This is a genomic window from Pectobacterium sp. CHL-2024, assembly GCF_044751765.1.
In the GTDB taxonomy this organism is placed as follows: Bacteria; Pseudomonadota; Gammaproteobacteria; order Enterobacterales; family Enterobacteriaceae; genus Pectobacterium; species Pectobacterium brasiliense.
Map to the genome: position 1 here is coordinate 31,276 of NZ_JBIXKO010000010.1, position 16,745 is coordinate 48,020.

The 16,745-nt window shown below is 48.5% G+C and carries 18 protein-coding genes, 1 tRNA gene and 1 pseudogene; 14 read left to right on the forward strand and 6 right to left on the reverse strand.

Annotation, left to right across the window (positions count from 1 at the left end; all coding sequences use genetic code 11):
* Window positions 1–92 precede the first annotated feature (92 nt).
* Entirely contained in the window at window positions 93–1,604 is a 1,512-nt protein-coding gene (gene pepA / locus ACIPUG_RS15020) for a leucyl aminopeptidase (protein WP_320696319.1), read from the reverse strand.
* A gap of 282 nt (window positions 1,605–1,886) precedes the next feature.
* Between pepA and lptF the strand changes: the two genes are divergently transcribed.
* From lptF to ACIPUG_RS15040, 4 genes are all read left to right on the forward strand, one after another.
* On the forward strand, window positions 1,887–3,002 hold the full coding sequence (gene lptF / locus ACIPUG_RS15025; protein ID WP_039510108.1) for an LPS export ABC transporter permease LptF: 1,116 nt from the start codon (window positions 1,887–1,889) through the stop codon (window positions 3,000–3,002).
* Complete coding sequence (gene lptG / locus ACIPUG_RS15030; protein WP_010284634.1) at window positions 3,002–4,078, forward strand: LPS export ABC transporter permease LptG; 1,077 nt, start codon at window positions 3,002–3,004, stop codon at window positions 4,076–4,078. Before lptF ends, lptG begins: the two co-directional genes overlap by 1 nt.
* Before the next feature lie 229 nt (window positions 4,079–4,307).
* Window positions 4,308–4,392, forward strand: a tRNA-Leu gene (locus tag ACIPUG_RS15035).
* A gap of 163 nt (window positions 4,393–4,555) precedes the next feature.
* Window positions 4,556–5,821 carry a tyrosine-type recombinase/integrase gene (locus tag ACIPUG_RS15040; RefSeq protein WP_400339004.1) on the forward strand — a complete coding sequence of 422 codons (1,266 nt, stop codon included), beginning with the start codon at window positions 4,556–4,558 and terminating at the stop codon, window positions 5,819–5,821.
* 494 nt (window positions 5,822–6,315) lie between these two features.
* On the opposite strand, the gene ACIPUG_RS15045 is transcribed toward ACIPUG_RS15040, so the two are convergent.
* The 3 genes from ACIPUG_RS15045 to ACIPUG_RS15055 form a co-directional block, all read right to left on the reverse strand.
* Window positions 6,316–8,790, reverse strand: a complete 2,475-nt coding sequence (locus tag ACIPUG_RS15045) for a TIR domain-containing protein (protein ID WP_400339006.1) — start codon at window positions 8,788–8,790, stop codon at window positions 6,316–6,318.
* Between the two features lie 403 nt (window positions 8,791–9,193).
* Window positions 9,194–9,442 carry an ogr/Delta-like zinc finger family protein gene (locus tag ACIPUG_RS15050; RefSeq protein ID WP_072037053.1) on the reverse strand — a complete coding sequence of 83 codons (249 nt, stop codon included), beginning with the start codon at window positions 9,440–9,442 and terminating at the stop codon, window positions 9,194–9,196.
* Window positions 9,439–10,200, reverse strand: coding sequence for a capsid size determination protein (locus ACIPUG_RS15055; protein WP_320697495.1), 762 nt, complete (start codon window positions 10,198–10,200; stop codon window positions 9,439–9,441). Before ACIPUG_RS15055 ends, ACIPUG_RS15050 begins: the two co-directional genes overlap by 4 nt.
* Before the next feature lie 546 nt (window positions 10,201–10,746).
* Between ACIPUG_RS15055 and ACIPUG_RS15060 the strand changes: the two genes are divergently transcribed.
* The 8 genes and pseudogenes from ACIPUG_RS15060 (at window position 10,747) to ACIPUG_RS15095 (ending at window position 14,910) form a co-directional block, all read left to right on the forward strand.
* On the forward strand, window positions 10,747–11,007 hold the full coding sequence (locus ACIPUG_RS15060) for a helix-turn-helix transcriptional regulator (protein ID WP_400339010.1): 261 nt from the start codon (window positions 10,747–10,749) through the stop codon (window positions 11,005–11,007).
* The gene (locus ACIPUG_RS15065; RefSeq protein ID WP_039281995.1) at window positions 11,004–11,228 is read left to right on the forward strand and encodes a hypothetical protein; all 225 of its coding nucleotides are present in this window, start codon (window positions 11,004–11,006) and stop codon (window positions 11,226–11,228) included. The genes ACIPUG_RS15060 and ACIPUG_RS15065 overlap by 4 nt, the downstream gene beginning before the upstream one ends.
* A gap of 119 nt (window positions 11,229–11,347) precedes the next feature.
* Window positions 11,348–11,557: pseudogene (locus ACIPUG_RS15070) on the forward strand (ash family protein); the annotation flags it as partial.
* Between the two features lie 29 nt (window positions 11,558–11,586).
* Window positions 11,587–11,784 carry a host cell division inhibitor Icd-like protein gene (locus ACIPUG_RS15075; protein ID WP_400339128.1) on the forward strand — a complete coding sequence of 66 codons (198 nt, stop codon included), beginning with the start codon at window positions 11,587–11,589 and terminating at the stop codon, window positions 11,782–11,784.
* A complete protein-coding gene (locus tag ACIPUG_RS15080) occupies window positions 11,777–11,971 on the forward strand; it encodes a hypothetical protein (protein ID WP_400339131.1) in 195 nt (64 codons plus the stop codon). Before ACIPUG_RS15075 ends, ACIPUG_RS15080 begins: the two co-directional genes overlap by 8 nt.
* A complete protein-coding gene (locus ACIPUG_RS15085) occupies window positions 11,968–12,234 on the forward strand; it encodes a hypothetical protein (protein WP_012773411.1) in 267 nt (88 codons plus the stop codon). Before ACIPUG_RS15080 ends, ACIPUG_RS15085 begins: the two co-directional genes overlap by 4 nt.
* Window positions 12,231–12,572 (forward strand): DUF5375 family protein, encoded by a 342-nt coding sequence (locus tag ACIPUG_RS15090; protein ID WP_400339013.1) that lies wholly within the window; start codon window positions 12,231–12,233, stop codon window positions 12,570–12,572. The genes ACIPUG_RS15085 and ACIPUG_RS15090 overlap by 4 nt, the downstream gene beginning before the upstream one ends.
* A gap of 10 nt (window positions 12,573–12,582) precedes the next feature.
* Window positions 12,583–14,910 (forward strand): phage/plasmid primase, P4 family, encoded by a 2,328-nt coding sequence (locus tag ACIPUG_RS15095; RefSeq protein WP_400339016.1) that lies wholly within the window; start codon window positions 12,583–12,585, stop codon window positions 14,908–14,910.
* A gap of 68 nt (window positions 14,911–14,978) precedes the next feature.
* Here ACIPUG_RS15095 and ACIPUG_RS15100 read toward each other — a convergent pair whose 3' ends face one another.
* Both ACIPUG_RS15100 and ACIPUG_RS15105 read right to left on the reverse strand, forming a co-directional pair.
* Window positions 14,979–15,323, reverse strand: coding sequence for a DUF1493 family protein (locus ACIPUG_RS15100; RefSeq protein ID WP_205530568.1), 345 nt, complete (start codon window positions 15,321–15,323; stop codon window positions 14,979–14,981).
* Entirely contained in the window at window positions 15,308–15,778 is a 471-nt protein-coding gene (locus ACIPUG_RS15105) for an STM2901 family protein (RefSeq protein ID WP_039282012.1), read from the reverse strand. The genes ACIPUG_RS15100 and ACIPUG_RS15105 overlap by 16 nt, the downstream gene beginning before the upstream one ends.
* Window positions 15,779–15,907: 129 nt before the next feature.
* Here ACIPUG_RS15105 and ACIPUG_RS15110 point away from each other — a divergent pair, with 129 nt between their 5' ends.
* Together ACIPUG_RS15110 and ACIPUG_RS15115 are read left to right on the forward strand one after the other, a co-directional pair.
* Entirely contained in the window at window positions 15,908–16,159 is a 252-nt protein-coding gene (locus ACIPUG_RS15110) for a type II toxin-antitoxin system Phd/YefM family antitoxin (protein WP_400339018.1), read from the forward strand.
* Window positions 16,160–16,208: 49 nt separating this feature from the next.
* Complete coding sequence (locus ACIPUG_RS15115; RefSeq protein WP_205530567.1) at window positions 16,209–16,430, forward strand: type II toxin-antitoxin system RelE/ParE family toxin; 222 nt, start codon at window positions 16,209–16,211, stop codon at window positions 16,428–16,430.
* Window positions 16,431–16,745 lie beyond the last annotated feature (315 nt).

Here is a 16,745-nt window from a genome sequence, read left to right on the forward strand (position 1 = left end):
TGATTGCTAAGAGCCAGAAAGTGATAAGGGCCGGAAGTCCGACCCATAAGACGACAATGACATGATAAGGCCATCGCTCTGACGTGAAAGTCTTATTCTACGTCGTTCTGTCCGGCGCGGTTAAGCAGGAACTGTGATAACAGCGCGACCGGGCGACCCGTTGCGCCTTTGGCTTTACCAGAGCGCCAGGCGGTACCTGCGATATCCAAATGCGCCCAGCTGTACTTACGCGTAAAGCGCGACAGGAAGCAGCCTGCGGTAATCGCACCGCCTGGACGACCGCCAATATTCGCCATATCGGCAAAATTGGATTCCAGCTGTTCCTGGAATTCGTCGGTCAGCGGCAGACGCCATGCGCGGTCGCCAGACTGCTCGGACGCGCTCAACAGCTCGTGCGCCAGCGGATTGTGGTTCGCCATCAGCCCGGTGATGTGGTGCCCCAGCGCAATCACGCACGCGCCGGTCAGCGTTGCGACGTCAATCACCACGTCCGGCTCATAGCGCTCAACGTAGGTCAGCGTATCACACAGGACCAGACGGCCTTCCGCATCGGTGTTCAGTACTTCTACCGTTTGGCCGGACATCGTGGTCAGCACGTCGCCCGGACGGTATGCGCGCCCATCGACCATGTTTTCACAGCCCGCCAGCACGCCGATGATATTCAACGGCAGCGCCAGTTCGGCCGCCATGCGCATCACGCCGTAAACCGTGGCCGCGCCGCACATGTCGTACTTCATTTCGTCCATGCTGTCGGCAGGTTTGATGGAGATGCCGCCGGAATCAAACGTCAGGCCTTTACCGACGAGCACAATCGGGCGGGTTTCCGAGTTTGGATCGCCTTTATATTCGATCACGGACATCAGCGATTCATTCTGCGAGCCCTGACCCACGGCCAGATAGGCATTCATGCCCAGCTCTTTCATCTGCTGCTCGCCAATCACGCGCGTGATGATGTTCTGGCTATAGGTATCGGCCAGTTGACGCGCTTGCGAAGCCAGATACGCGGCATTACAGATATTCGGCGGCATGTTGCCGAGATCTTTCGCGGCTTTGATACCCGCAGCAATCGCCAGACCGTGCTGAATGGCACGTTCGCCGCTGGTCAGCTCACGGCGCGTCGGCACGTTGAAGACCATTTTGCGTAGCGGACGGCGCAGCTCGACCTTGTTGCTCTTAAGCTGATCGAAGGTGTACAGCGTCTCTTTTGCGGTTTCGACCGCCTGACGCACTTTCCAGTACGTGTTACGGCCTTTCACGTGCAGCTCGGTCAGGAAGCAGACCGCTTCCATTGAACCGGTTTCGTTCAGAGCGTTGATCGTTTTCTGAATCACCTGTTTGTACTGGCGTTCATCAAGTTCGCGCTCTTTACCGCAACCAATCAGCAGAATGCGCTCGGAAAGAATGTTAGGTACATGGTGCAAAAGCAGTGATTGCCCCACTTTGCCTTCTAATTCACCACGGCGAAGCAACGCGCTGATGTAGCCGTCGCTGATTTTATCGAGTTGTTCGGCAATAGGGGACAGACGACGCGGTTCAAACACGCCGACGACAATGCAGGCACTGCGTTGTTTTTCCGGGCTACCGCTTTTTACGCTGAACTCCATGTACTCTCCTGAATCTTAAAGACAACAGCGGGGGCAACGGCTAGAATGTGACACTCCGTAATACTTCCCGCCGTTGCGTTAACATAACCTGTGTTAATCTTAACGACGTAACGAACCTGTTTTAGTGACTAATAAGCAGGTTCTGATACAACAGCTCAAACGCAGTGTGTTGTAATACAGTTTTAGCTAAGAGGGCAGCCAAAAATGAGTATAAATGGCGCGTTAGCGAAGAAACTATCGATTTTCCTGCAAAAAGACAAGTTTTCACAGGCGTAATTAAGCGTGATCATCATTCGATATCTGGTACGGGAAACCTTTAAGAGTCAACTGGCCATCCTTTTCATTCTGTTACTGATTTTCTTTTGCCAGAAATTAGTACGGATACTGGGCGCCGCTGTTGATGGTGAAATCCCGACAAATTTGGTTATCTCCCTGTTGGGATTGGGTGTGCCAGAAATGGTGCAGCTCATCCTGCCATTAAGTCTATTTCTTGGCGTATTGATGACGTTTGGCCGCCTCTATGCGGAAAGCGAGATCACCGTCATGCACGCCTGCGGGTTGGGCAAACGCGTGTTGCTGAAAGCCGCGCTGGCCCTTGCGGTGTTCACTGCCATCGTCGCCACGATTAACGTCATGTGGCTCAGCCCATGGTCGTCGCGGCATCAGGAAGAAGTGCTGGCGGAAGCGAAGGCCAACCCCGGTATGGCAACGCTGGTAGAAGGGCAGTTCCAGTCCGCACAGGGTGGCAACGCGGTGCTGTTTGTCGGCAATGTCAAAGGGTCAGAGTTTGAGCACGTCTTTCTGGCACAGCTGCGCCCCAGCGGTAACGCACGGCCTTCTGTCGTCGTCGCCGATCGCGGCCATATCAAGCAAAACGAAGATGGTGCGCAGGTTGTGACGTTGGATAACGGTTCGCGTTACGAAGGCACGGCGCTGCTGCGTGATTTTCGTATCACCGATTTCACCAACTATCAGGCCGTGATTGGTCACCAGAGCGTGACGCTAAATAATAGCGACGTGCAACAAATGGATATGAAGACCCTGTGGCATTCGGATGCACACGATGCGCGTGCGGAGTTCCACTGGCGGCTGACGTTGATTATTTCGGTACTGATTATGGCGCTGATGGTGGTGCCGCTGAGTGTGGTGAATCCACGTCAGGGCAGGGTACTGAGTATGCTGCCTGCGATGCTGCTGTACCTGATTTTCTTCCTGCTGCAAAGCTCGCTGCGTTCTAACGCCAGCAAAGGAAAAATCGATCCGATGATATGGGTCTGGCTGACCAACCTGATGTACTTCGGTATCGCGGTCATGCTTAACCTCTGGGATACCGTGCCGATGCGCAAAGTGCGCGCCCGCTTTAAGCCTCGTACCCTTAAAACACAAGGAGCGGCCTGATGTTTGGTGTATTAGACCGCTATATTGGCAAAACGATTTTTACCACCATCATGACGACGCTGTTCATGCTGGTGTCGCTCTCCGGCATCATCAAGTTTGTCGACCAGTTGCGTAAAGTCGGGCAGGGCGAGTATTCGGCGCTGGGCGCAGGGCTGTATACGCTGCTCAGCGTACCCAAAGATATTGAGATCTTCTTCCCGATGGCGGCGCTGTTGGGTGCGTTGCTCGGACTGGGCCAGCTTGCGACCCGCAGCGAACTGGTGGTGATGCAGGCTTCTGGCTTTACCCGCTTGCAAATTGCGACGGCCGTGATGAAAACTGCGATCCCGCTGGTGCTGCTGACGATGGCGATTGGCGAATGGGTGTCTCCGCAAGGGGAACAGATGGCGCGCAACTACCGCTCTCAGATGATTTCCGGTGGGTCGATGATCTCTACGCAGGGCGGACTGTGGGCAAAAGACGGCAATGACTTTATCTATATCGAACGAGTGACGGGCGATAAAGAACTGTCTGGCGTCAACATCTACCACTTCGACGATAAGAACAAGCTGCTATCTGTGCGCTATGCGGCCTCCGCCGAGTTTGAAGATGACAGGAATGTCTGGAAGCTCTCGCAGGTTGATGAATCTGATTTGAGCGACGGTAAACAGATTGGCGGCAGCCAGACGTTCAGCGGAGAATGGAAAACCAACCTAACGCCGGATAAGCTCGGCGTGGTGGCGCTGGAGCCGGATGCGCTGTCGATCCGTGGGCTACACAATTATGCCAAGTACCTGAAACAAAGCGGGCAAGAGTCGAACCGCTACCAGCTGAACATGTGGAGCAAAATCTTTGCCCCGGTCTCAGTGGCGGTGATGATGCTCATGGCGGTCTCTTTCATCTTCGGCCCGCTGCGCAGCGTGTCGGCGGGTTCACGCATCGTGATCGGTATCAGCTTCGGCTTCCTCTTTTACCTGCTGAATGAGATTTTCCGCCCACTCAGTCTGGTCTATGGCATCCCGCCAATCCTAGGCGCTATCTTGCCGAGTTCGGTGTTTCTGTTCATCAGCGTAGCGCTGTTGCTAAAACGCCGATAGGATCCAGTCATTCCAAAAAAGCGCCGAGCGGATAACCCCTTGGCGCTTTTTTATTGGTCGTGACAAATGCCCTCGGCAACGCTCATTACCACTTTATATTGAGGTGAAGCGGGCATAACACGTTGCTAAAGATGATTTTTTCAGCACTTAACCGAACGCAGAGTGGATTAACGTTGCGCGTGGGCCGTCAAACGGTATAATGCACCCGTTTTCCGCATACTACTTCTGTGCCGAAGTGGCGAAATCGGTAGACGCAGTTGATTCAAAATCAACCGCCGCAAGGTGTGCCGGTTCGAGTCCGGCCTTCGGCACCATTTGATAGTTCGAGAACGTCCGTAACAGTCCGTAAGTTACTAAAAAGAAAGCCGAAAGGCTTTTTTTTTGTCCTCAAGAGTCCGAGCACATCCGTTGCAATCCAGACCCCACAGGGGGCATAATTGGGGGCATCCCCACTTCGATTAGAAATGTGCCCCCAAAATGAAGCTCAATGCCCGCCAAGTCGAGACTGCCAAGCCAAAAGAGAAAACGTATAAGATGGCAGATGGCGGTGGTCTATATCTTGAGATCACTACGCGGGGATCGAAATACTGGCGCATGAAGTACCGCCGCCCAATCGATAAGAAAGAAGACAGGTTAGCTTTTGGCGTCTGGCCGACGGTTACCCTTGCCGATGCTCGCGCTAAACGTGATGAGGCCAAAAAGTTGCTGGTTCAGGGCATTGATCCTAAAGCCGAGCAAAAAGAAGTACAGGCAGAATCAGCGGGGGCATATACCTTTGAAACGGTCGCCCGTCAGTGGCACGCTAGTAACAAGCGCTGGGGGGATTACCATCGCTCGCGGGTTATCCGGTATTTGGAAATGTATATTTTCCCCGAAATCGGCGCATCTGATATTCGTAAGCTGAAAACCAGCCACCTTCTGGCACCGATCAAAGCCGTGGATGCATCGGGCAAGCATGACGTCGCTCAACGGCTCCAACAGCGTATTACGGCGATTATGCGCTATGCAGTCCAGAATGATTACATTGAGTCTAATCCGGCTGGCGATATGGCCGGGGCGCTGACCACGACCAAAGCTCGTCACTATCCGGCTTTACCTTCTATCCGATTTCCTGAGTTTCTTTCTCGTCTGGTGGCCTACCGTGGCCGGTTACTGACCCGTTGTGCGGTGGAGTTAATGCTGCTGACGTTCGTGCGTTCCAGTGAACTGCGTTTCGCTCGGTGGTGTGAGTTTGATTTTGATAGCGCTGAATGGCGTATTCCCGCACAACGAGAGGAAATTGAAGGTGTGAGATATTCCTATCGTGGCATGAAAATGAAAGAAGAGCATGTTGTGCCACTGAGCAATCAGGCGCTTTCTGTACTGGAAAAATTACGAGTCTTGAGCGGTGATAATCCCCGGCTTTTCCCCAGCGATCACAACCCTGAAAAGGTGATGAGCGAAAACACGGTCAATAGTGCGTTGCGTACCATGGGTTATGACACCAAGACGGAAGTGTGCGGCCACGGTTTCAGAACGATGGCGCGTGGTGCGCTGGGTGAGTCTGGCTTGTGGAGTGATGACGCGATAGAACGCCAGCTAAGCCACTCTGAACGCAATAATGTGCGTGCGGCATATATCCACACGTCTGAGTATCTTGACGAGCGCCGGTTGATGGTGCAATGGTGGGCTGATTATTTGGATGCGAACCGGGAACGGTATGTTAAGCCGTATGATTTCGCTAAGAAATCTCTTTTGATTTGAATGATGATGAAATTAAATAAATTATTTAACAGCGAGCTAAAAGGATAGGGATGCTATATTTTCATTTATATTCCAGTACGAATCATAATTTCATTTTTTACCTGTATTAGCTGCAAGTATTGGTGTCTTTTTCTTGTCATATTATAAGGTTTAGGAACTTTTTCAGTAGGTAAGGTACGATAAGAATATATGAAAATAATTCTAATTAATATAAATTAATAGGTCTTGATTAGTAACGATAAAATATGTCGAAAATAAGAATTTTAGTACCCTCCCTATGTTAGTGTCAGGATAAATAAGATGTCAGGAAGATATAATTAGTATCTTGACGAGCATCCGTCGTTTGATAAAGCAATCATGTACTGATTATGTTTTTTATAACTGCAATGGCTATATACCCATTTTTTCTAAGATTACCATTAAGTAGTGGTGTTGGTAAGTTTTTTATATAAAGATGGAGGGTGAAAAATGCATCCTCCATCATTTTTTTATTTTTACATTTGTGTCGAAAATTCCTTTATGCGTTTCAATATCCTATCTTTATTTTCTTGAGGATATCTTGAAATTTCATTAGTGATCAGTTGTATTGCACCTTTTTCATCTCCATTTAGAGCAAGTAAATATGACTGGTATTTTGTTAAAGTCCTTTCGGAAATTATTTTCCTCTTCTTCATTCTCCCTAATGAATTTAGAGCATCTTCAAGATTTGGTATTGATTTGAATTTTAAACCTATATCGCACTTAGTAAGATATGGATATGGGCTTTCAGGATATATTGCTATGCAGTCATTAATTAAATCTATAGCTTTAATTTCATTTCCTTCTATTTTTGCGGCATACATTGCAGATGCACTTTTAGCCATTTCTTTAGATTGCTCTGAGTCTATTGTGATAAGTGTTTGTATTATTTCATTAAGTTTTTTATTGTCTTCATTGGTCTTGTTTTGTGAATTTATAAGACAGTTGAAATAAGCCTGACAATGAAATTGATTGCCTTTATTCTCTTCATAGTTCTTTCTTGCATAATTAAGGGCTTTATCATACTCTTCCAATTGAGTATATACTTGAACAATCTCACGCTTTGCCCGTGATTCTACATATGGAGCATCAATAATCATATTGAACTTAGTTAGCGCGTCTGAGAATCTACCACTTTTTCTATAGTAAAACCCTAAAAGAAAATTATGTTCATCACCTTGTATTTTCTGTACTTCAGTCAAGAGCCTTTGGTCGGATTTTTTGGCCAATGCAAGACAGAGATAATATCTTATGTCCTGTAAAACGCCAGCCTCCATATTATTTTCTTTTTGCAGAATTGTATCAGCAAGAGATATTACCTTATCTAAAAATCCTTTAGCGTTGTATAAATCCTTCATGCATCTTAAATAATGTGAAGGTATAAGGAATTTTGGGTCTATATATTCATCTGATTTAAGCATTTCCTTTATTGTAAATATATAAACAGATGAGTGTGTTTCTGTTAGTTCTTCATTATTTACAACGTCTCTTACTAATGAATTTAGTTTTTTTGTATGATCTTCATTTATTTTTAGTCTGTTTCTTTTTATGTAATCCCTAACAATATCATTTAATCTTACCATCTCTCCATCTGTACCGACTAATTCACAAATGCTTTCGGCTATCAGTGCTTCGAGTATAGGAAGGTATTCTTCTTTTTCAACGATGGAGAAAACGAAGTCTAGAGTAATTACTTCAAATTGAGAGAGTAATCTTATGAAGTCTAATACAACATCATTTTTAGAGTATCTATGTAATTGTATTGATGCTTTGTCATTATTAAATTCTGTTAGAATTGTTAGTTTATTTTCAAAGGGAATTATGCTTCTGTCTTTTATTAATTCGACAGCAAACTTAACTTGTTCTGGTAAACCTGTTAATAGATCACAAATGTTATTAAAATTGTAAATATTAAGGTTTTCTATTTCTTCTATCTCTAATAACTGAGAAAGAAGTCTTTTTCTTTCCTTTGTATTTAGCTCAGGAAGCTCAATGAAGTAAAATCTATTATCTTGTGGCCTATTCTGAAAATTAACTCTATATCTTGACGCAATGCATAATACTGGGTAATTGAAATTATTACATTGCTTAATGATATTTTTAAACCATGGACTAAGCTCTCTTTTATAGTTTATGATACACCCGTCATCTAAGAAAAAAATGGTTTCCTTTGCTTTGTATGTTTCCTCTAATATCCTCAGTATTATTTTTTGTTTTTCTGAGATGTTTTTTTCTGATAGTGATAAAATATCATTATCAAGATCTATTATACCAAGGTCATTAAGTTTAAGGATGAAGTCTTCAATTGATTCATTCCTATCTAAATAGATAGAATAAGGGGTTATCTGAATTTTTTGTATATTTGATTTTATAAGGGCTTTTGATAAGAATGTTCTTCTACCAACACCAATTAACCCCGAAGCAAAAATTGCGGTTGGTTTTTTTTTACCATAGTCGTTAATTCGCTCTTCGAACTCTTCTAGTTTATCATTTCTACCAATGAATAAAGAATTTATTTTTTCTAATTTAGGATGTTTCTTCCAAGATATTTTATATAAATGATTTTTGATTCTTGAAGCAGCTATCCGCGCTCGAGTGATTGGTTGAAGATTATAATCTTTACGTAACCAGTCGGGGATTCTTTTATCCTCGTAGTTTATTGTTGATTCGATTATTATAGGGAATATCTTTAATAATTTCCCTTCATCAAGTAATTTTTTAGACTCTGTTATTTCTCTTTGGACCCATGGAGAATTTAAAGCATCATTTGAGATGAAAAGGACAAATAATTCTGTTTCTTTGAGTCCATCAAGGATTTGGTCAAGGTTTTTTTCTCCTTCTTCAAAAGTAAACTCATCATAGATGATATTTTCTTTTCCCAGCCAATTGGCAACATTTCGTACATATTTATCCTTATCTTTGCTTGAGTGTGAAAGAAATGCTTTTATCATTTTATGTCCCTAATTGAGATTTGAGTTATGGCTTCTATGTATCAAAAAAATTATGAATAAGATCTATAACAAAATAAAAAAATTCACAACCATCAATCTTGGAGAAGAGGGGCGCACTAACCACTTTTTTCAGTATAGCGGGGATAGCATAGCGCGCAATGCTATCCCCGCCACGCCTGCCCGCTTTATGTAGCGCATTTCATGCAGTTGCATGGAGGCGCTCAGGCCGCGCCAATACTGGCGCTATAGGGTAGATACAGGGGTAAGTATTGCATGCAAATCCATGCACCGTATGCATGCACGGTCAAAAAATCGCTAGCCAGAGAAAAAAGCTCGCAAAAAAGCCCGCGCAATGGCGGGCGACTTCCTGATATTAACGGAAATGAAATTATAATCTGGCTAATTAATTCCGTAGGGCTGAGGCTGGGTAATCCTTATATTTTTTCTGCATAGCCGGTGATAATGGAATATCCGGCACCGGCAGATCGCGTCTATTCGATGGCTGAATAATTTCCTCTATCGATTCCAGTGTCCGAAAGGTTGCTGAGCATTCAATATTCCGGCACTGATGATAACGCTGTTTGACGTTCTCCGATAACGGGCGACTGGTGCGGGCGTGGGCAGCGTGGCCGCAGAACGGGCAGTGCATCATACTTTCTGGCTCCGTGTTTTTAATGCGTCTTCTTTTTCCTTTAATTCACGGAAAAATATCGTTCGTTTTGCCGGGCTGGATACCGGTGCAAAATCAGCATGCGGCAGTGAAGGGGTATTCAGCCCCAGCGATGACAGCACTGGCTCGTTGCTCATATCAAAGCGGTAGTCATTCGCTTTCACCTTCAGCTTTTCAACAATCAAATCCATTACCACTTTTTCAGGCTTCTGATAGGCGATCCCTTGTTTATATTCCGAGGTGGTGATATCCAGCATATGCCGCTTTAACTTAATCGCCCGGATCAGATTTGTACTGATGTTATTTAACGCCTGATTAAATTCCCATTCAGCGTAGTCGCGCAGGGAGCCTGCGTGAGCATCACAGCAATCTTTTGCTGAGGCGTAGCACTTTGCTTTCTGTCTGAGCTGCTCTATTTCCAACTGTGCCAGCAAGCCGTCATACTCCTGCGCCAGTTCACGCTGTGCCAGCCGTTGTAACTGCTGATTTTTCAGTTCTTCCGTCATTTCGCCACGGGCGGCAAGAAAACGCGCACGCCAGTCGGTATCGGAAAGCTGATTTTCTGCTTCCGTGTTGGCTTTCTGCTCTTTGGCACGCGCAATGGCGGTATCGATGTTATCCAGCTCACCCGCATTAACGGTATGTGCTTCTCGCATTCTCAGGTAATAGTCAGTCGCTCTTTTCAGCGTATCCGGCAGGGGATTAACGGGTTTAGTGTCGGGTGTGGTTATCTGGCTCATGGTCATTTCTCCGCTAGGGTTAGTGTCTGGTGGCTATTGTGCTATTCACCACACAACCCCCGCTATCTGAGCCTGTCCTGCCATCGACCACACAAAACAATCTCACCCTTAGGCGGTTTACCCGATTTAAAACCCACTCTTTTATAAAACTATTCACTACTCTTCACATTAGGAAAAAGAATAGATAAATCAATAAATAAATAGGTGAACAGTTGATAAAAGACTCTTCACCGAGTGTTCACACTGTTCACCCGGTTTTTTTGAGCCTTTTTTCTGGCGAGCCTGTTTTACGATGTTATTTCCTATAGATAAGAGGTTATTGATAGTTACAAACACTTATATTTTTATTGAATAAATCACGTTGCCCTTCATTACCTTTTATTGCCCTTTATTGACAGTTGGTGGATAAATAGACCGTTTTTTGCTCATCGATGACACAACAGCCCCTTGTTGCCAGCCCTGAAAATATTCACATAATAGCGAGCTACCAGAGCAATCCAGCGCCATCCGGCCAGAGCCGAGTGGACATTAACGAGGTAGCGTCACATGTTGTCAGCCACACCCCCAACTCCCATTCCTGCTATGCCCCCGATGCCACAGCATCCGCCCAGAGAACGCTTAATGCGCCTGCCGGAAGTGCTGCATGTCACTGGCATTTCCCGCTCGACGCTGTATGAACTGAGCAGCCGCAAAGCCTTTCCCGCCAACGTTTCGCTGGGTGGGAAAAGTGTCGCGTGGGTTGAGTCCGAAATTCATCACTGGGTGGCCGAGCGTATCGCCGCCCGTCAACAGGAGAGCCACGCATGATCACCTTAACTATCGCCGGGCAGTCAGTCACACTTGATGAAAGGGAAGCCCTCAGCCTGTGCGATCAACTGTTTCCCGCCATCCGTAACCCCGCCACCGTTGCCGCCCGTGAACAGCGTTTCGGCGCGTTGCTGCTGAGCGTTGCACCGACGCCCGCCGCTTCTGATTCACCCCGGCGTTACTGCGCATCCCGTGCCGGTGATGCGCTGACCAACTGCTGAGGCTGTTCATGACTGTGCAATTTATCCGTTTCCCCGGCTTGCCTGCCAGGGCTTTTTGGCGTTATAGTTCTGCCGCTGCCGCAAAATCGGTAGCCGGGATTTGCAGCCCGAGTAACTCAATGGCGACACCAGACGCGCCATGCGTCTTTTTTTACGTCGTAGCCTTAGTACATCAGTACGTTGTACAGCGGTTAGCTATTGCCCGCTGTAGCATTCGAACAATGGTGGCTCAGGCAGGGCAGCCTTCGGGCTGGCCGGTATCCATTGAGGCCGGTACTGCAAACCCTGTCTGGGCTACCACCAATGAGGTTTGCAGCTCCGGTGGTAGCGTTAACCGTTACTCAATGGAGAATGCCTTATGGCTACGATCCTCACCCCGTCACACCCGCAATTTACCTTTCTGTTTCTGGCCGTGCGTCGCGCCGAATTACGCGCCTTACCGCACCGTGAAGCCGTTATCGCCCCCGATGAAATCAGTGCCCGCCGTTTACTGGCACGTGACTATGTACTGGCTTTTGCTGGCCGTCTGCCTGTTCAGGGGGCTAGCCATGTTTGATTCTACGCCGCTGACCCTTGATGAAATCGCCGACCAGTGCCGCGCCCTGACGCATGCCGTCATCGAGCTGGATAACTCGGTAGCCAAAGAGGTGCTGACGTTTGTACTGGCTGAACGGCTGGAATTATTGGCGACGACGCTGCAAAGCCCGGAAGCGCCGGAAACTGACAACGGGGTGAGCGCATGAATAGCTTAGCCGCCCGTCTCAATAACCATGATACCTATCCCATTCCCCACGCTGACTACCTGCGCCTGTCTCATGCGCACCGCGTTGGTGTGATGTTTCTCGATATGCTGGACGCCCAGCAATGCGGCATGACCGCCGCCAAACCTAATACCTTACCAGCCGATGATATGGCCGCACTGGTGGCGCTGCTGACTGACCAGATAGGCCACGTCATGACCCACTGTGAAGCCCACCTTTTCACTGCGCGGGAGACAGCACAATGAACAGCAATAATCAGTCCTGTATTCCGCTGGAAGTACGCACCGCCGTGTACCGTCGCGCTGTGGCACAGGCCTATCTGGATAACTGCCGGGAAACCGGCATTGCCCTGAATTGCAATTTAACCGAGCTGGAAATTGCCATTGCGCTGGAGCTGGAGGGCGCACACGTGCGTGAGCACGGCACCGCCACCGGGATGGAAATCGCCTGCGCCATGCTGGGCGATATGGTGCACCCCACCTTACTGACCGATAAACCCCGGTTAACCGCGCTGGGGCATATCATCATGGGGGAGCTGTGCCAGTGCGCGACAGCGGCGACCCCGTCCACCACACTGCATTAAGGGGCAACGCATGGCACACCTTACCGTGACACAGACTGTGAAACGCGCCAGCGGTCACTGGCCGCAACTGCTCCCCGCTGTGGGTATCCCCATTGATGCCACCGGGCAGCATACCGCCTGCCCGATGTGCGAGGGCAAAGACCGTTTTCGCTTCGATAACAAGGAAGGGCGCGGCACATGGATTTGTAACCAGTGCGGCGCGGGGGATGGCCTGAATCTGGTTGAGAAAGCGCTGAACCTGACGCCAGCAGAAGCCGCCCTGAAAGTAGGCGCGTGGCTGGGTGACCTGCCGGATAGCCCGGTAGCGTCAACGCCCGATGAAGACGACAGCGAGGCCGCCCGGCAACGGGCGGCGGTTCAGGCACAGGCGAAACTGAAAGAGGCGGTGACACAACCCGGCAATGCGTATCTCAGCGCCAAAGGCTGGCCGGATATCGCCGTGCCAACACTAAAGGGCAAGCCGCTGCGCGTAGGCGGCATCACCTATCAGCCCGGTGACGCACTGGTGCCGCTGACCACACCGGAGGGTGAGGTGGTGAATCTCCAGCTTATCAATGCACAGGGCGACAAGCGCACGTTAAAAGGCGGGCAGGTCAAAGGCGCTTTTCACGCGTTCAGCGGCAAGCAAACCAGCGTTATCTGGCTGGCCGAGGGCTACGCCACCGGCTTAACGCTGCATCAGTTAACCTGTGATGCGGTGTATGTCGCGCTCAGTGCGAACAACCTGCCGTCCCTTGCCCGTGAGCTGAAAACCCGCTACCCGGCGGTCACGCTGCTGATAGCCGCTGACCGGGACGAAAACGGCACCGGCCAGACCAAAGCGGAACAGGCCGCCGCTGCCGTCAATGGCCGTGTCGCACTGCCGCCGGTGTTTGGTGACTGGAATGATGTGTATCGTGCCGAGGGTGCCGACGCCACCCGCCAGCACCTGAATGCGTTTACTCAACCAGAGCCAGTCAGCCCGTTTGCGTCGCTGGGCGAGGCCGAGTTCAAGGCCATGAGCGCCAGCGAGAAAGCGGAGAAGATACGCGACCACTACCTTGATACGCTGGCAATTGATGCGTTTGGGGAAACCTTCTTCCAGTATCAGAACGGCGCATGGAAAGTGTTGCCCTATCGCCTGTTAAGCCGGGATATCGCGGCACTGTTTCAGAAGATACAGGCACCCTTTACCGCGTCCGGGATTGGCAGCGTGTTGGACACCCTGAAACTGATTATCCCGATGCAGGAAAAACCTCAGCGCCGGTTAATCGGTTTTCGTAACGGGGTGTTTGATACTGCCAGCGGTGAATTTAAACCGCACCGCCGGGAGCACTGGCTGAATACCGTCAATGATGTGGATTACACGCCGTTTAAGGCCGGGGAAAACCTTGCTGATAACGCCCCGCACTTCTGGCGCTGGCTGACCCGTGCCGCCGGGAACCACGCGGATAAACAGGAGCGTATTCTGGCCGCGTTGTTTATGGTGCTGGCGAACTGCTACGACTGGCAGTTGTTCCTTGAAGTCACCGGCCCCGGCGGCAGCGGAAAAAGTATTCTGGCCGAAATTGCCACCATGCTGGCCGGGGAGGACAACACCACGGCGGCCACCATCAACACCATTGAATCATCCCGTGAACGCTCGTCGATTATTGGCTTCTCGTTAATCGTCCTGCCTGACCAAGAAAAATGGAGCGGTGACGGTGCAGGCATTAAAGCCATTACCGGCGGCGATGCAGTGATGGTTGATCCGAAATACCGTGACGCCTACTCGACCCGGATCCCGGCGGTGATTCTGGCTGTCAACAATTCACCGATGCGTTTTAGCGACCGCAGCGGCGGCGTGTCCCGTCGCCGGGTGATAATCCACTTCGGTGAAACCATCCCGGCCAGCGAACGCGACCCCAAGCTGAAAGAGAAAATACGCGCAGAGCTGGCGGTGATTGTACGACACCTGATGAAACGTTTTGCCGACCCGAACGACGCCCGGACGCTGTTACAGGCACAGCAACACTCTGCTGAGGCGCTGGAAATCAAACGGCAGGCTGACCCGCTGGTTGATTTTTGCGGCTACCTGCTGGCACACGGTGACACCACCGGGCTGTATATGGGCAACGCCAACATTACGCCGCGTAACCCGCGTAAATACCTGTATCACGCCTACCTGTCCTTTATGGAGTCGCACGGCCACCAGAAGCCCATCAGCCTGACGGCCTTTGGTAAGGTGCTGCCGAACATGATGTCAGAATACGGGCAGACGTACCTCAAAGGCAGAACCAATCAGGGCATACAGACCAATCTTGAACTGAAAGACGAATCCGACGCCGACTGGCTGCCCAAATGCGAGATAGCGAGGTAGACACCAGAAACGATAAAACCGGCTCCGGCCGGTTTTTTTACGTCCAGACACTTCAATATTAGATGCCTCTAATCGTATAACCATTTCCCTGCTTTAGCTGACTCAATAATCATCCCGACTGTGAGCGGTTTTAACGCTTTTGATAGTGGTTTCTTTTGCCAGATTGGATACTCATATTCAAAATAATTTCTTCCATCAAAGTTTGAGTGCTCAATATTAAAATGTCCGAATATATCAAGAAGGAAATCATGAGCATCCTCCGGCAGAAACTGGTAATCATCCTGTAATGTCCAGTCTTTAGTGACTTGTCTAATCCCGGATTTAAACCAATGCTTCCTAATCGGGTAACGTTCCATGAGATATTGAATAACCTCATTTTCGATATCTCTTTGGTTCATCAGAAATACGTCCATTCAATGCGGTCTTCTGGCCTAGCGATTAGGTTATATTGTCGACGGGTATCTCTTGCTACCAATTGCATTATAGCTATTAATTGGACATAACCTATCCATGGAATATAACGCCCAACAAAAGAGGCAATCTTATTCGTAGGAACCATCTTCAATGTCGCAAGATTCTTTCCCATAGGCGTGAGCGGCCTTAGCCCATAAGGGAAACGTAAATCTCTGAGCAATGCTCGTGATACTCTGGAAGCCACACTGGTTCCGGGCGTCGCAGTGGCGGCGGATAGTTTCCCTGATACCTTTAGATAAGGTTGCCCTGAGAGGATCAGCGCCGCTGCTGTAATCTCTAAACCGGTGCGAGAAGAAAAATTTTCAAGAAAGATCAGGTTAAATAACTCACCAGCAGTTAAATTTCCATGCCCATGATAATAATATGTGTTATTGAGTTCCTCAGTAGTATCCATTAAACCTCCCTGTTTTTAATGTATTTTCAATATTATTTTATTTGGTGTCACATTTATACCGTGATTTTGCTGCTTTCTTGATTGAGTGCTAAATTCAGTATCAAATATCATACTTAAAAGGGGCTGGTTATGTCCGTACAATCTATCCTTGCCAATGTTGCTGTGAGTATCAGCGACTTTAAAAAATCGCCCAATGCCGCGCTGAAAGAAGCTAACGGCGAACCTGTAGCCGTGTTAACCAACGGGCGTATCTCTGGCTATTATGTTTCCCCAGAAACATGGGAAGCTCTGGCCGACTATCAGGAAGATATCGAGCTTGCCAAAATTGCCCGTTCCCAGATGAAGGGGAAACGTGTGAAGGTTGATCTGGATGAGTTATAAGCTGGAGTTTGAAGAGCTAAGAAAGGCGGCTTAGCGTTGCACTTCGGATTTGAATCCGCCGTTCGCCAAAAAGTTGAAAGAGGTTTTACAAAATCCCCACGTTCCCGCCAACCGGCTTCAGGGAATGGCTGACTGCTACAAAATCAAACTTCGTTCCGCTGGCTATCGGTTAGTGTATCAAGTGCTTGAGCATGAGATCGTGGTACTGGTTTTAGCTGTGGGCAAACGGGAACGCTCAGCGGTTTATAAAGCAGCCAAAGACCGATTATAAGATCGGCTCGACTATCTTGTTGTGCGACATACCTATCGTCAAGGTGATGAGTAACTCGTCACCTGTTCACCAACTCATCACCCTTTAATGCATTGATTAATAAAAATAAAAAACCATAGTGAAGAGAGTGAACAGTTTTGTGCAAAATCTTTTTATTCTGGCTAAGCCGCTGTAATTAGACTTTCTCGGTTAGGATCCGTAGCACGGAATCGAATCCGGACGGATGATAATAGATATCATTTACGGTATTTTTATCTATCTCATTGATATATTGCTAAAAATCACTTGGGGGCACAAAAAGGGGCATAAATTATT